18 protein-coding genes are annotated in these 15,743 nt (G+C 30.3%); 16 read left to right on the forward strand and 2 right to left on the reverse strand.

Annotated elements, in window-relative coordinates; translation table 11 throughout:
* Positions 1–34 precede the first annotated feature (34 nt).
* The 5 genes from ACFSSB_RS01050 (at position 35) to ACFSSB_RS01070 (ending at position 2,604) form a co-directional block, all read left to right on the forward strand.
* Positions 35–304, forward strand: a complete 270-nt coding sequence (locus ACFSSB_RS01050) for a heavy-metal-associated domain-containing protein (RefSeq protein ID WP_379900024.1) — start codon at positions 35–37, stop codon at positions 302–304.
* Between the two features lie 11 nt (positions 305–315).
* Entirely contained in the window at positions 316–1,332 is a 1,017-nt protein-coding gene (locus ACFSSB_RS01055) for a c-type heme family protein (protein ID WP_379900027.1), read from the forward strand.
* Positions 1,333–1,342: 10 nt separating this feature from the next.
* Entirely contained in the window at positions 1,343–1,639 is a 297-nt protein-coding gene (gene trxA, locus ACFSSB_RS01060) for a thioredoxin (RefSeq protein ID WP_379900029.1), read from the forward strand.
* A complete protein-coding gene (locus ACFSSB_RS01065; protein ID WP_379900031.1) occupies positions 1,639–2,238 on the forward strand; it encodes a methyltransferase domain-containing protein in 600 nt (199 codons plus the stop codon). The genes trxA and ACFSSB_RS01065 overlap by 1 nt, the downstream gene beginning before the upstream one ends.
* 213 nt (positions 2,239–2,451) lie before the next feature.
* Positions 2,452–2,604, forward strand: a complete 153-nt coding sequence (locus ACFSSB_RS01070) for a hypothetical protein (RefSeq protein WP_379900033.1) — start codon at positions 2,452–2,454, stop codon at positions 2,602–2,604.
* Between the two features lie 124 nt (positions 2,605–2,728).
* On the opposite strand, the gene ACFSSB_RS01075 is transcribed toward ACFSSB_RS01070, so the two are convergent.
* Complete coding sequence (locus ACFSSB_RS01075; RefSeq protein ID WP_379900035.1) at positions 2,729–4,831, reverse strand: TonB-dependent receptor; 2,103 nt, start codon at positions 4,829–4,831, stop codon at positions 2,729–2,731.
* Between the two features lie 65 nt (positions 4,832–4,896).
* Positions 4,897–5,274 carry a hypothetical protein gene (locus ACFSSB_RS01080; RefSeq protein ID WP_379900037.1) on the reverse strand — a complete coding sequence of 126 codons (378 nt, stop codon included), beginning with the start codon at positions 5,272–5,274 and terminating at the stop codon, positions 4,897–4,899.
* Positions 5,275–5,471: 197 nt separating this feature from the next.
* Here ACFSSB_RS01080 and ACFSSB_RS01085 point away from each other — a divergent pair, with 197 nt between their 5' ends.
* The 11 genes from ACFSSB_RS01085 (at position 5,472) to ACFSSB_RS01135 (ending at position 15,735) form a co-directional block, all read left to right on the forward strand.
* Positions 5,472–6,194, forward strand: a complete 723-nt coding sequence (locus ACFSSB_RS01085) for a peroxiredoxin (RefSeq protein ID WP_379900039.1) — start codon at positions 5,472–5,474, stop codon at positions 6,192–6,194.
* A 104-nt stretch (positions 6,195–6,298) separates the two neighbouring features.
* The gene (locus ACFSSB_RS01090) at positions 6,299–7,630 is read left to right on the forward strand and encodes a cytochrome ubiquinol oxidase subunit I (protein ID WP_379900041.1); all 1,332 of its coding nucleotides are present in this window, start codon (positions 6,299–6,301) and stop codon (positions 7,628–7,630) included.
* A 2-nt stretch (positions 7,631–7,632) separates the two neighbouring features.
* Positions 7,633–8,709, forward strand: a complete 1,077-nt coding sequence (gene cydB, locus ACFSSB_RS01095) for a cytochrome d ubiquinol oxidase subunit II (RefSeq protein WP_379900043.1) — start codon at positions 7,633–7,635, stop codon at positions 8,707–8,709.
* A 15-nt stretch (positions 8,710–8,724) separates the two neighbouring features.
* Positions 8,725–9,027: a hypothetical protein gene (locus ACFSSB_RS01100; protein WP_379900045.1), complete on the forward strand. Its 303-nt coding sequence runs from the start codon at positions 8,725–8,727 to the stop codon at positions 9,025–9,027.
* Between the two features lie 88 nt (positions 9,028–9,115).
* Positions 9,116–9,730 (forward strand): TetR/AcrR family transcriptional regulator, encoded by a 615-nt coding sequence (locus ACFSSB_RS01105; RefSeq protein ID WP_379900047.1) that lies wholly within the window; start codon positions 9,116–9,118, stop codon positions 9,728–9,730.
* 1 nt (position 9,731) lies between these two features.
* Positions 9,732–10,982 (forward strand): TolC family protein, encoded by a 1,251-nt coding sequence (locus tag ACFSSB_RS01110; protein ID WP_379900049.1) that lies wholly within the window; start codon positions 9,732–9,734, stop codon positions 10,980–10,982.
* Between the two features lie 5 nt (positions 10,983–10,987).
* Positions 10,988–11,881, forward strand: coding sequence for an HlyD family secretion protein (locus ACFSSB_RS01115; RefSeq protein WP_379900051.1), 894 nt, complete (start codon positions 10,988–10,990; stop codon positions 11,879–11,881).
* Positions 11,881–12,783: an ABC transporter ATP-binding protein gene (locus ACFSSB_RS01120; RefSeq protein WP_379900053.1), complete on the forward strand. Its 903-nt coding sequence runs from the start codon at positions 11,881–11,883 to the stop codon at positions 12,781–12,783. The genes ACFSSB_RS01115 and ACFSSB_RS01120 overlap by 1 nt, the downstream gene beginning before the upstream one ends.
* Positions 12,783–13,511: an ABC transporter ATP-binding protein gene (locus ACFSSB_RS01125; RefSeq protein ID WP_379900055.1), complete on the forward strand. Its 729-nt coding sequence runs from the start codon at positions 12,783–12,785 to the stop codon at positions 13,509–13,511. The genes ACFSSB_RS01120 and ACFSSB_RS01125 overlap by 1 nt, the downstream gene beginning before the upstream one ends.
* The gene (locus ACFSSB_RS01130; protein WP_379900057.1) at positions 13,508–14,614 is read left to right on the forward strand and encodes an ABC transporter permease; all 1,107 of its coding nucleotides are present in this window, start codon (positions 13,508–13,510) and stop codon (positions 14,612–14,614) included. The genes ACFSSB_RS01125 and ACFSSB_RS01130 overlap by 4 nt, the downstream gene beginning before the upstream one ends.
* Entirely contained in the window at positions 14,614–15,735 is a 1,122-nt protein-coding gene (locus ACFSSB_RS01135) for an ABC transporter permease (protein WP_379900059.1), read from the forward strand. The genes ACFSSB_RS01130 and ACFSSB_RS01135 overlap by 1 nt, the downstream gene beginning before the upstream one ends.
* Positions 15,736–15,743 lie beyond the last annotated feature (8 nt).

A 15,743-nucleotide genomic window follows, 5' to 3' on the forward strand; every position in this document is an offset into this window, starting at 1 on the left:
ACACATTTTACCGAATTATAAAATAAAATTAAAAATGAAAACTTCAATAATAGTACAAAATTTAAAATGTGGTGGTTGTGCACATACAATAACTACTAAACTTTCAGAAATTAAAAACGTAGCAGACATTACTATAGATGTAGATAGTAGTAAAGTTTTTTTTAGTTATATTAATGAGGCAGATGCGTTAGCTGTAAAAGATAAATTAAAAACTTTAGGTTATCCTTCTGTAGATGATGCAAATTCATTAACCTCAAAAGCGAAATCTTTTGTTAGTTGTGCAACAGGTAAGCTTTCTAAATAAAATATCATACAATGAAAAAAGCAATAGTACTCACTTTTTTATCTATTTTAATTTTTAGCTGTAATACTTCTAAAAAAAAGGAATATACAGCTTATGAAAAAAATATGGAAGCCCAGAAGCATCCAGGAAAAAAATTAATGGAAACCAATTGTTACACTTGTCATAGTCCATCTGCTAGCCAAGAAGATAGAATTGGTCCGCCAATGATTGCTATTAAAAAACATTATATTAATAAAAACACCACAAAAGAACAATTTATAGCAGCCATGCAGTCTTGGATTAAAAACCCAAATGCAGAGGATGCAAAAATGTTTGGTGCAGTAAAACGTTTTGGAGTAATGCCAAAACAAGCATTTCCTGAAGAAACCATTTTTCAGATTTCAGAGTATATGTTTGATTATGAAATAGAACAACCAGAATGGTTTGAAAGCCATTTTAATGAAGAAAAAGGAAAAGGACACGGAAAAGGAAAAGGTAAGGGAATGGGTAAAGAAAAAGCAAAAGGCATGCAGATGCAACAAGCACAAACCAATTTTGATAGTTTACCTTATCCAGAACGCGGTTTAAAATATGCATTATCTACTAAGGCTGTTTTAGGTAAAAACTTAATGGGAACCATTCAAAAAAAAGGAACTTTAGAGGCTTTAGAGTTTTGTAATGTAAAGGCGTATCCTTTAACAGATAGTATGTCTGTTGTGCATAATGCAACAATAAAAAGAGTTTCTGATAAACCAAGAAATCAAGAAAATCAAGCAAATAATAAAGAATTAGCCTATATTAATTCGTTTAAAAAAGATATAAAAAATAAAATAGAACCAAAACCAATAGTAGATCAGGTGGCCAATAAAGTACATGTGTATTACCCTATAACAACAAATGCTATGTGTTTACAGTGTCATGGTAAACCAGAACAAGATATTAAAAAACCAACATTAAGTAAACTTACTAGTTTGTATCCTCAAGATAAAGCTACAGGTTATACTGTTAATGAGGTTAGAGGAATTTGGAGTATAACTTTTGATAAATAAATAGTCAGGTATGAGTAAATTTTCAGAATTAATAAATCAAGACACTCCTGTATTAGTAGACTTTTTTGCAGAGTGGTGTGGACCATGTAAAATGATGAGTCCTATTTTAAAAGAAGTTAAAGACACCTTAAAAGATAGAGTGTCTATTATTAAAATTGATGTAGATAAAAATCAGGAACTAGCAGCTAAATACCAAGTAAGAGGTGTGCCAACAATGCTTTTATTTAAAAATGGAAAGCAAGTATGGAGACAATCTGGTATGCTTCAAAAAGCAGAGTTAATGAATGTTATAACTGCTCCTTATTAATGGATTTATCTAAAGATTATTGGGAAAACAGATATAAAGAATCTAATATTGGTTGGGATTTAGGAAAAATTTCACCTCCTTTAAAAAACTATTTTGATCAATTAACTAATAAAAACCTCAAAATATTAGTTCCAGGTGGAGGTAATAGTTATGAAGCAGAATATTTACATGATAAAGGTTTTAAAAATGTGTATGTGGTAGACTTATCTGTAACAGCACTTCAAAATATTAAAAATAGAGTACCTTCATTTCCTTCTTCACATCTAATACAAGATGATTTTTTTTATATAGATATGCGTTTCGATTTAATTATTGAACAAACTTTTTTCTGTGCAATACATCCAGATTTAAGACGCGCTTACGCAACTAAAGTTTTTGAAATATTACACCAAAATGGTAAAGCTGTAGGTTTACTTTTTAATGTTCCTTTAAACGATACAAAACCTCCATTTGGTGGTTGCAAAAACGAATATTTAGAATATTTTAAACCTTATTTTCATATAAAAGTAATGGAAGACGCTAAAAACTCTATACCACCAAGACAAGGTAAAGAGTTGTTTTTTATTATGCAGAAAAAGAATAAAACAAACATAAACTAATAGTTTATACTATGTGTTACTTAGGTTACTTATAACTTTTAAGTAATGTTTTACCTTTGAAAAATACAAGTTGTTCTTGCAACTTAATGATTGATTAATAGCAATTAAAGCATCTTAATTCCCTTAAGATGCTTTTTTGTTTACTGACAAATGTCATATTTATAATTGAGTATTAACAGTATTTTTGTGTTTTAACCACTAAAACTAAAATTTATGATATCTCAAAGCATTGCATTATCTAATTGGAATAACGGAGTAATAATGATCGCTATTTTTGGATTGGTCTGTCTAGCGCTTGTTGGTTTTTTAATAAAGTTTATGTCTACAAGTGATAGAAATAAAAAAGATGAAACTAAAGAAAGATAATTTCTATTAAAGATAAATATAATAGGTTAAGTATAAATAATAATTTATACTTAAAATACTGTAAATAAAAAAGTAGCGCATAGATATATGCGCTACTTTTTTATTAGGTACAAGCTGTGTTGCCTTAAAATTTATATTGTAAAAAGGCAGAAAAATTACGGCCTGGTTCTGTAATAGGTGTTCTTTCAAAGTCTGCTTGATTTGTAAAAGAAAAGTTTAAATGGTTATTGTATGCTTCATCTAACACATTAATTACAGCTACACCTAAAGTAATATTCTTAATAGGTTTTACGCCAAAACGTAGATCTAAAGTTTGGTATCCATCGGTTTCTGTTTCACCAAAACTTTCAGAAATATTTTCTTGTTTAGAGACTACGTTGTATTGTATGCTTCCCCATAATTTTTCTTTTTGAAATCCTAAACTTAATGTAGTATTAAAAGGAGGTGTTAAAGGCAAAGACTCTTTTAAATCTTTGTTTTTTGCATATACGTAAGCAAATTCTGTTTTAAAATAATAGTCTTGTAAAAAGTCTAATTGTGCCATTGCTTCAAATCCTGTTTTATAAGCTTCGTCTATATTTTGAAATACTTTTACACTTGTAGGATCTGTTGTAGGATTGAATTTTTTTGTTATGCTTGGGTCTATTACACCAACAATGTAGTTTTCAAAAAAGGAATAATAAAAAGAGGTTTCATACGTAAATCTATTAAGTCCATTTTTTAAATTTTGTTTTCCTTTAAAACCAATTTCAAATTGGTTGTTTACTTCTGCTTTTAAATCTGGGTTTCCAACATATTCATAAGGATCTTGACCAACCGTAAAGTGATTAATAAAACGTTCTATCATATTGGCAGAACGAATACCACGACCATAAGCAGCTTCTAATGTAAAATTATTAGACACTTTGTTTTTTAAAGAAAGGGTTCCGCTAACATTATGTTCTGTACGCTTTTCTAAATCATACATAGCAGCAAAATCGGCTTCAGGATCTTGTATGTCTGATGTAACATTATCATAACGCAAACCTGCAGTTATAATAGATTTAGGTGTAATGTTGTATTTTGCTTCTGTAAAAACACCTAAATCTGTTATATAAGAATCTTGCCAAACTTTATCATTAAATGTCATAGGTGTAGCTAGCATAGTTCCATTCATCATTTTAACTAATCTAGTTCGTCCTCCATCTCTAGCAATATGCATGGCATCTAAACCAGAAAAAATATTTAATTTTTCTAAAGGTTTCCAGTTTAGTTCTAATTTTCCGCCAATAGTTGTGGCATCAACTGCAGAAGAGGCTTCCATCATCATAAATGTAGGTCTGTGGTCATTAGTCATTAAGTGGTCTACATAACTATAATAGGCTTTAGCGGTTAATGATTTTACTACTTTTCCAATATTATCTAGTTTATAATCTAAAGACAAAATACTGCTATTATCATATTCGGTATCCATTGCTAATGCAGCATGTTGTACATCACGACCAAAAGATTGTCTCCAGTGTGCTTGTAAACGTTGGTTATCTGTAAAATTATAACCCATTTTAATTCCGTAATCGGTACTTCTAAAAGAAGATGGTATTTCGGTACCATCACCATCTTCATAATTACCAAAATCTCTGTAACCAGCATTTGCAACAATATCATATTTTTCTTGAATGTATTGTAATTGCGCCAAATTCACTAAAGAGTTTCCGTTGCTTTCATATCCAGCAGAAATTTTTCCGTGTAAACCATAATCTTCATAATCTGGTTTTTGGGTTACTAAATTAACAATACCACCAAAAGTTGCTCCATATCGCACTGTATAAGGTCCTTTTATAATTTCAATTTTAGAAATTTCTTCAGGAATAATATGGGTTGTTATAGGATCCATTCTATTTGGGCAAGCATGCATTGCTTTTGTTCCTCCATCATATTGAATGTTTAATTGTTCGTATTGTGAAGCTCTAAAAGAAGGGTCTATGGCGTAGTTACCTCTTTTAATCACCGAAAAACCATTGATGTTATTAAATAAATCGGCAACGTTTTTAGGTTGTACAATTTTTTCTTCATATTTATTAGATACAACAGTTAACACAGGATCCTTTTTTAAATTTCCGGTAACAATAACTTCATCTAAAGTGGTAATTTTTTTATCTGTACTGTCTTTTTTGGTTTTGTTTTGTTCTTGACCAAAAGACATAGCTGTAATGAGTGTGCATAATAACACACCATATAATGTTTTCATGTATAGTATTTTTATGTTTTATTTTTGTGATTGCAGTGTATAGTACTGCTGTTTGTTAAATAAAACTACACTTGAGGAGGATGAAAACAGTCGTTTATTTTGTTAAACGAATATAGGTTTTGATACGCTATAGTATGGTGTTTTTTACTGTCTGTTGTTTTAGTAAATACAAACGCCTCGATTGGGTTTGTATAAAAAACGAATACTTTAAAATCAATAATATTTTCTGGCGTTTTTTGCTCTTTATCTTGTGTTTTTGCAATCTTTTTTAAGTGACATTTACCATTACATTTTAATTCTGGTTTGTCTTGATTTATACAAAAGGTTTCTATAAAAGTAACAGTATCCATATTGTAATATGCATAGGTTAACGACACCCTTGTACTATTAATTAGTAATAGAATGGTTAAACTAATTGCGAATATGTATTTGCTAGTTTTCATGGATACAAAAATAAGGGATAGCATTTCTTTTAAAGATGATTTTTATCATGTTTTGAATTAATTAGGACTTTTTTATCCATTATTGTTAGTCCCAATGGTAGTATAAGAAATGTCTATAGTTTAAGTGACAAATGTTACAAACCTAGCAAAGAGAAAAACGTAATTTTATACTATTAATAATTAAAAACAATACCACTATGAATACTTTAGAAAATACAGAACAAGAAAAATTATCATTACCAAGAATTGGAGACAAGGCACCAGAATTTACAGCAACAACAACGCAAGGTGAAATTAATTTTCCTTCCGATTATAAAGGAAAATGGTCTATATTATTTAGTCATCCAGCAGATTTTACTCCTGTTTGTACTTCAGAGTTTATGACGTTTGCACATTTAGAAGAAAAATTTGAAAAAGCAAATTGCAGCCTAATAGGATTGTCCATTGATGGTCTATACAGCCACATTGCTTGGTTAAGAACTATTAAAGACAAAATTGAATTTAATGGCATGAAAGACATTGAAGTTAAGTTTCCTTTAATTGAAGATATCTCTATGGAAATTGCTACAAAATATGGTATGATTCAACCAGGAGAAAGTAAAACACAAGCCGTTAGAGCAGTCTTTTTTGTAGATCCAAAAGGAATAGTAAGAGCTTTAATTTATTATCCTTTAAGTTTAGGTCGTAATTTTGATGAATTGTACAGAGCTTTAATTGCGATGCAAACATCCGATAAATTCAACGTTGCAACACCTGCCGATTGGAATCCTGGTGATGATGTAATTGTATCTCCTGCAGGATCTTGTGGTGTTGCAGAAGAAAGAATGACTTCTGCAGATGAGCTAGATTGTAAAGATTGGTTCTTCTGTACTAAAAAACTAGATAAAGATGTTGTTTTAGATACTATCTTAAAAAAGTAAAATAATAAGAAAAATAAAAAGTCTCGAAAGAGGCTTTTTTTGTAATAAAAGTTACATAGTATTTTCTAGGTGCTTTGTATTTTTACCATCTAAAAACTAAGAATATGGAAGACATGCTCTTTTATGATAGAATGCAGTTTGCATTTACTATCACATTTCATTATTTATTTCCGCAATTAACTATGGGATTATCTTTAATGATAGTCTATTTTAAAGGGAAGTTCCTTTACTCCAAATTAGAAAAATATAACGATGCAGCAAAGTTCTGGATGAAGATTTTTGCTCTCAATTTTGCCATGGGTGTGGTTACAGGAATTCCAATGGAATTTCAATTTGGTACTAATTGGGCAAAGTTTTCTGAACTTACAGGAGGTATTATTGGTCAAACATTAGCCATGGAAGGAATGTTTTCCTTCTTTTTAGAGTCGTCCTTTTTAGGACTCTTTTTATTTGGTGAAAAACTCTTAGGACATAAACTGCATTTTCTCACAGGTTTTCTCGTCTTTTTAGGCTCTTGGGCAAGTGGTTATTTAATTATAGCAACACACTCTTGGATGCAGTATCCTGTAGGTTATGAGATTTTAGAAAACGGAAAGTTTGTATTAAATAATTTTGGCGCTTTATTTTCAAACCCTTGGTTATTACCTTCATATTTACACAATCAAGCTGCTTCTATTGTTACCTCTTCCTTTGTAGTTGCTGCTATTGGAGCCTTTTATTTATTAAATAACAAACACAATGAATTTGGTAAACTATTTGTAAAAACAGGAGTGGTCTTCGGATTAATTTCTAGTTTATTAGTTGCTTTTCCAACAGGAGACTTAGCAGCTAAAAACGTAGTAAAACATCAGCCAGCAACTTTTGCAGCTATGGAAGGGATTTTTGAAACCGAAGAAGGAGGCTCAGAAATTGTACTTATTGGGCAACCAAATATGCTAGAGAAAAAATTAGATAATAAAGTTGCAGTACCTAATATATTAAGTTTTTTAACCTATCAAAAATGGGATGCGCAAATAAAAGGATTAAATGAATTTGATGAAAGTGTGCATCCTACCAATGTTCCTGGTTTGTATTATGCCTATCATATTATGGTTGGTTTAGGTACTATTTTTATAGGCTTAATGCTATTGGCTTCTGTACAGTTATTTAGAAAAAAACTCTTTAAAACAAAATGGATTTTATGGTCGCTCATGTTTATGTTACCATTTCCTTACATCGCAAATACAACAGGTTGGTACACTGCAGAATTAGGAAGACAGCCTTGGCTAGTTTACAACTTACTACGTACTGCAGATGGTGCATCACCAACAGTATCTTCTGGTAATACCTTGTTTACACTATTAGGTTTTATAGGCTTATACTTATTGTTAGGATTACTATTTTTAATGCTAGCAGGAAAAATTATTAATAAAGGTCCACAACTAAATCAACACTAATTATGGAATTATTTTGGTATATCGTTTTAATGACAATGTTAGCTGTTTATGTAATTTTAGATGGTTATGATTTTGGTGCAGGAATTATTCATTTATTCTTTGCTAAAAAAGAAAAAGATAAAAAAGCAATCACCAATGCTATTGGTCCTTTTTGGGATGCTAATGAAGTTTGGCTAATTGCTGCAGGAGGTGTTTTGTTTTTTGCATTTCCTACTTTATATGCTTCTTCTTTTAGTGGCTTTTATTTACCCTTAATAATGATTCTTTGGTTGCTTATTTTTAGAGCTATTGGCTTAGAGTTAAGAGGACAAATTCATAATAGTATTTGGCAATCTATTTGGGATAAAGCCTTTGGTATTTCTAGTTTACTTTTAGCATTGTTTTTTGGTGTGGCTTTAGGTAATGTTGTTAGAGGTGTGAATTTAGGAGGAGTAGTTAATGGTGTTTCCACTCATGAAGCACATTATTTCTTTTTGCCACTTTGGAACCCAACCTTGAGTCCGCAAGCAGAACAATTAGGAATCATAGATTGGTTTACCTTATTATTAGGAATTATTGGTGTAGTAGCCTTAACGATTCATGGTGCAAATTGGATTATTTTTAAAACCAATTCCGATTTAAATGAAAAATTAAAACGCGTTGTTTTCAGTTTAAATATTGTTTTGTTAGCTTTAGTAGTTATTTCTCTTTTGGTTTGGCACATTATTGAACCACAACCATTTCATAATTTTTTAAATACACCATGGTTATGGATTTTTCCAATCATTACATTTACAGGTATTTTTGGCTTGTTTAAAGTGAAAACCTTTAAAAAACACGGTTTAGGCTTTTTATTTTCTTCCTTGTTTTTATTTGGAGGATTAACCTCTACAGTAGCTTCTATTTTTCCAAAATTATTGCCTTCAACAAACGCTATAAATCCAGATTTAACGGTTTATAATGTGGCAGCACATGAATATGGCTTATCGGTTGGTGTTTATTGGTTTGCTATTGCAGTAGTTTTAGTAGCTGCTTATATGGTAATTCAATATCGTGTTTTTAAAGGAAAAATGGATGATGTTGGTTATGGCGAACATTAATTAAATAGTATAATTATGACAGGAACATTAATTTCTTTAATTAGTATTTTCATAGGAATCTTTGCCGCAAACCTATTTGCTTATTTTAATAAAAAATACACTTTCGGGTTTACAGGAAACACATTAACAGGTGTATTTGGAAGCATTTTTTTAATAAAATCTTTTGGTAGGTTGGGTTTTGATCCTTGGTCTATAATGCAAGATGGAACCTTTCACAGTGCATTATTTATAATTAATTGTCTAGTCTCTATTTTAGGAGGTATATTAGGACTTATTGTAGTTAAATTTATTACACACAAATTAAAGTACACTACTTAACGAATGAATTAAAAAATAATCAAACAGTATTTTGTTTGATTATTTTTTGTAAATTTATTAACCAAATGGTTAAACCATATAGTTGATTATGAAAAAAGCAAAAGACGAAAATACCGAAGAGCAAATTTTAGATGCAGCCAAAAGCATCTTTCAATCTAAAGGAATGAATGGAGCACGTATGCAAGAAATTGCCGATAAAGCAGGTATTAACAAGGCAATGCTTCACTATTATTACAGAAGTAAACAGTTGTTGTTTGAAGCTGTTTTTAAAAATGCATTTTCATTATTAGCACCTCAGTTAAATGCTATTTTAAATGATGATTCTACTATTGAAGAAAAGGTGAAAAATTTCACTTCAAACTATATAACATTCATTGTTAAACATCCTTATTTGCCAAATTTTATCATACAAGAATTAAATAGAAATCCAGATTTTATTTTAAAAATAAAGGATAATCCAAGCTTTCCAAACCTGGATAAATTTAAAAAACAGGTAGATGAAGAAGTAAAAAAAGGTAGTATCAGACCAATTTCTGCCGAACAATTGTTTATCCATATTATGGCTTTAAATATTTTTCCTTTTGTAGCAAAACCATTAATCATGGCTTTTACAAATACAGATGATAAAGCTTTCAAACAAATAATAGAAGATCGTAAAACCGAAGTAGCTAATTTTATTATCAGCTCCATAAAGAACATTTAAAATGAAACATGTATTCATCATTTTTATCATCTTATTTACAGTATCAAGTACAGCGCAACAAAGCATTACTTTGCAAGAATGTTACCAATTAGTAAATCAAAATTATCCGTTGGCAAAACAAAAGCAATTGTATGATGCACAAACTAAATTAGATTATCAAGTAATTTCAAAGGCTAAATTACCGCAATTTAGTTTGGATGCTAAAGCTAGCTATCAATCCGATGTCATTGAAATTCCTATTCCAAATGTAAATATAGATCCTTTAAATAAAGATCAATATCGAGCAACTCTTTCTGTTAATCAACTTATTTACAATGGAGGTGCAACAGACGCTTCATTACAATTAAAAGCTACGCAGTTAAAAACAAAACAAAAACAAGTAGAGGTTAGTTTGTATCCACTAAAACAACAAATTAACCAACTCTATTTTTCGGTTTTATTGTCGCAGGAAAGGCATCTATTATTAGAAGCAAAACAAACGCAGTTACAAGCAAAATGGAAAGAAGTGCAATCCGGAATTAAATATGGTGTGATTTTACCAACTTCTGATAAAATTTTAGAAGCCGAATTATTAAAAATTAACCAACAGTTTCAAGAATTAGAAAATAATAGAATAACACTAATTCAAACACTTTCTAGTTTAATAAGTCAGCCAATAACGACAACTACTTTATTTCAAAATCCACTAATAGAAACAAATATAGAAACAGAATTAAGTAGACCTGAATTAGATTTATTTCAGCTTAAAAAAGAAGAAATTGAAAATTCTGAAAGTGTATTGTCAAAGAAAAATGCACCAAAGTTTCTAGGTTTTGCTACAGGTGGTTATGGTAATCCAGGATTGAATATGTTAGATAATTCATTTCAAACATTTTATACGGTTGGTGTTACATTTCATTGGAATGTTTTCGATTGGAATGCTAATAAAAAACAACGTGAATCCCTTATTATCAATAAAGATATTATAAATACAGAAACCGAAATATTTAAATTAAATACCAATATAGAACTAAATAATCACGAAAAAGAAATTGCTAAAATGGAAGCTTTCATTAGTTCCGATTTAGAAATAATCAACCTAAGAAAAGAAGTTTTAAAATCGGCAGAGGCGCAACTTAAAAATGGTGTAATTATGTCTTCCGCATATATTACTGAATTAACCAATTTATATGAAGATGAAAATACGTTGGTAATGCATAAAATTCAATTACAACTAGCAAAAGCAAATTATAATAGTATTAAAGGACAATAAAAAAGATGAAAAAATATAACTATATATTAGGACTAAGCATTATTGCTTTCACTTTATTTTCCTGTGGAAACGATAATGAAAAAGCAGATGGTTACGGAAACTTTGAAGCTACAGAAGTTACCATCTCTGCAGAAAATAACGGAAAACTTATGCAGTTTAATGTGCATGAAGGTGACGTACTTAAAAAAGAACAGTTTGTAGGTTATATCGATACCATTCCGTTGGCCTTAAAACGGGAGCAATTAGAGGTTTCTAAAGCTGTGATTCGTTCAAAATCTAAGGGCGTTTTGTCTCAGATAGCTGTTTTAAATTCAAAGTTAAAAACAGCTAACACCAATAAAACAAGAGTGGTAAACTTAATAAGAGATAACGCAGGAACACAAAAACAATTAGATGATATTTCTGGTGAAATTGAGGTGATTAAAAATCAAATTCGAAGCGTAGAAATTCAAAATGCACCTGTGGTTAATGAATTAAAATCTATTGATGTACAGGTAAAACAAATTTTAGATCAAATAGAAAAAAGTAAAATCGTAAATCCTATAAACGGAACCGTTTTAACCAAATACGCAGAACCTAATGAAATTACTGCTTTTGGAAAACCATTGTATAAAATTGCCGATTTAAATACCATGCAATTACGCGTTTACATTAGCGAAACACAATTAGCCAATATTAAAATTGGACAAGAAGTGACTGTGAAAATTGATGATGAAGATGCTATGAAATCCTATCAAGGAACGGTTCGTTGGATTGCTTCCGAAGCAGAGTTTACACCAAAAATAATTCAAACCAAAGAAGAACGTGTTGCCTTAGTGTATGCTATAAAAGTAGATGTTAAAAATGATGGAAGCCTAAAAATAGGAATGCCTGCAGAAATATGGATAAGTAAAGAATAATGAGTATAACTGTTTCTAACATATCAAAATCGTATAAAAAGGTACAAGCCTTACAAAACATTTCTTTTGAAGTAAAAGAAGGAGAACTTTTTGGACTTATTGGTCCTGATGGTGCAGGAAAAACAACGCTTTTTAGAATTTTAACAACGCTCTTAATTGCTAACGAAGGCTTTGCAACAGTTGCCAATTTTGATGTGGTTGCAGATTATAAAAAGATAAGAAATAGTGTAGGGTATATGCCTGGGAAATTTTCGCTGTATCAAGATTTAACGGTGGAAGAAAATTTAAATTTTTTTGCTACCATTTTCGGAACAACCATTAAGGAAAACTACGATTTAATAAAAGATATTTATGTGCAAATAGAACCTTTTAAAGATCGACGTGCAGGAAAATTATCTGGAGGAATGAAGCAAAAGTTGGCTTTATGTTGTGCATTAATTCATAAACCCAAAGTGCTTTTTTTAGATGAGCCAACTACAGGAGTAGATCCCGTTTCTAGAAAAGAGTTTTGGGAAATGTTGAAGCGTCTGCAGCAAAAAGGTATTACCATTTTGGTTTCTACACCTTATATGGATGAAGCTGCTTTGTGTGATAGAATTGCATTAATTCAAAACGGGAAAATTTTACAGATGGATACACCTCAAGCTATTGTAAAACATTATCCAAAGCAAATTTATAATGTACGTGCAAATAACACCTATCAATTACTTAATAATTTAAAAGCGTATACGTACAACCATAGTGTGTATCCTTTTGGTGAGTTTGTGCATTATACAGATAGTAGAGTAGATTTTAATCCTTCAGATTTATACAAATATTTAGAATCTAAAAATCTAAGGAATATAGAAATAGAAAAAACAGAACCAACCATTGAGGATACTTTTATGGAATTAGCTAAATAATGAAAAACCAAAACGTCATAGAAGCACAAAACCTAACCAAAATATTTGGCGATTTTACAGCAGTAAATGCCATCTCTTTTGAAGTTAAAAAAGGAGAAATATTTGGATTTCTAGGAGCAAATGGAGCAGGAAAAACAACAGCTATGAAAATGCTGATAGGAATTTCTAAACCAAGCTCTGGAGCAGCTAAAGTAGCAGGATTTGATGTGTTTACCAATGCCGAAGATATCAAGAAAAACATTGGTTATATGAGTCAGAAATTTGCTTTATATGACGATTTAACGGTTAAGGAAAACATTACCTTTTTTGGTGGAATTTACGGCTTGTCGCGAAAGCAAATCAGAGAAAAATCGGCACTTTTAATAAAAGAGTTAAAACTAGAAAAGGTAGCTACTAAATTAGTAGGTTCTTTACCATTAGGTTGGAAACAAAAACTATCCTTTTCGGTATCCTTAATTCACGATCCAAAAATTGTGTTTTTAGATGAACCAACTGGAGGAGTAGATCCTATTACTAGACGACAATTTTGGGAAATGATATACAAAGCAGCCCATCAAGGAACAACCGTTTTTGTAACCACACACTATATGGATGAAGCCGAATATTGCGACCGTGTCTCCATTATGGTAAACGGAAAAATAGAAGCTTTAGATACTCCAAAAAAATTGAAAGAACAGTTTCAAGTAACTAATATGAATGATGTGTTTTTAAAACTGGCAAGAGGATGAAAAGATTTATAGGCTTCATAAAAAAAGAATTCTATCATATTTTTAGAGATAGACGCTCGTTGTTTATTCTCTTCGGAATGCCTATAGCACAAATTATGCTTTTTGGTTTTGCAATTACTAATGAAATAAACAATGTAGATATTGCCATTTTAGATCATTCTAAAGATGAAACAACGGAAGAAATTATCAATAAAATAGAAGCTTCAAAATATTTCAGTATTAAAAAAACTATGGAAAAAGAATCCGATATGGAATCCGTTTTCAAAAAAGGAAAAGTTAAAGCGGTTTTAAATTTTGAAAAAGATTTCAGTAAAAAGCTAATTAAAGATAACCAAGCAACAATCCAGATTATTACAGATGCTACAGACCCAAATACAGCTAATACCATAAGTAATTATGTAAATGCTATTTTGCAACAATATCAAAAAGACTTGAATAAACACATTACCATTGCATATCAAATTGTACCCCAAACAAGAATGGTGTATAATCCAGAATTGAAAAGTGTGTATATGTTTGTTCCTGGTGTTATGACTATTATTTTAATGTTGGTTTCTGCTATGATGACTTCTATTTCTATTACAAGAGAAAAGGAATTAGGAACCATGGAAATCCTCTTAGTGTCACCAATAAAACCAATTCAAGTTATAGTTGGTAAGGTGTTTCCGTATATTTTTCTGTCTATTATTAACGCAGTAGTTATTGTTTTACTGAGTATTTTTATTTTTAATATGCCAGTGCAAGGAAGCTTGTTTTTATTGGCATTAGAAAGTATTCTTTTTATTATTAGTGCATTGGCTTTAGGTATTTTAATTTCAACCATTTCAGCTACACAACAAACAGCTATGATGATTTCTTTAATGGGACTCATGCTTCCTGTAATTTTACTTTCGGGTTTTATTTTTCCAATCTCAAGTATGCCTTTACCATTGCAAATTATTAGTAATATCATTCCTGCAAAATGGTTTATCATCATCATAAAAGGTATTATGCTAAAAGGTGTAGGATTACAATTTATATGGAAAGAAACCTTGATTTTATTAGCGATGACGGTATTTTTTATAGCATTAAGTGTAAAGAAATATAAAATTAGATTGGAGTAATGAAAACAATCTTATACATTATACAAAAAGAGTTTAAGCAAATCTTTAGAAATAAAGGGATGCTTCCTATTATTTTTATTTTGCCATTATTGCAATTAGTTATATTATCTAATGCAGCCACTTTTGAAATCAAGAATATTAAATTTGGCTATATCGATAAAGACCATTCTACAAGCTCTAGAGCTTTAATAGAAAAATTTAATGCATCTACATATTTTAATGTATTAACCGACTTTCCTTCAGAAGCAATAGCAAGCGCAGCAATGTTAAAAGGAGAAGTAGATGTCGTTTTAGAAATCCCACAATATTTTGAACGTGATCTTCAAAAGGAAAAACATAATAGTCTAGGAGTAACTATCAATGCTATTGATGGCGCAGCTGCAGGAGTTGAAAATGTATATGTAAATCAGATTATTCAGCGCTTTAATCAAAAAATAAAAATAGATGCATTGCAAGTTTTAGATCAACAAATTCAGCCAATAAGCATAGAAAGCATTCCATTATTTTGGTATAATAAAACTTTAAATTATAAAACCTTTATGGTTCCTGGTATATTAGTTTTACTAGTAACTATGATTACCTTATTCTTATCTGGAATGAATATTGTTCGCGAAAAAGAAATAGGAACCTTAGAACAAATTAATGTAACACCAATTAAAAAAAGACAGTTTATTATAGGTAAACTCTTTCCGTTTTGGGTTATTGGAATGGGATTACTAACGATAGGATTAATTCTGGAAAGAGTCATTTTTAATGTACCTATGCTAGGTAGCTTAGCGCTCATGTATTTTTACACCTCTATTTATATTTTGGTGGTATTAGGTATAGGACTATTTATTTCTAATTTCACAGACACACAACAACAAGCCATGTTTATTTCTTGGTTTTTTACGGTTATTTTTATTTTAATGAGTGGTTTGTTTACTCCCATTGAAAGCATGCCAAAATGGGCACAAATTATTACAGAATTTAATCCCGTAAAGTATTTTGTAGAAGTCATGCGTATGGTGATGCTTAAAGGTTCTGGTTTTAACGATATTCTTCCTCAGCTATTAAAAACAGCACTTTATGCTTTTGTAATGAATGGTTTAGCGGTTTGGAGTTATAATAAGACAAATTAAAGTAGTGT

The organism is Lacinutrix gracilariae (assembly GCF_042684485.1).
GTDB classification, from domain to species: domain Bacteria; phylum Bacteroidota; class Bacteroidia; order Flavobacteriales; family Flavobacteriaceae; genus Oceanihabitans; species Oceanihabitans gracilariae.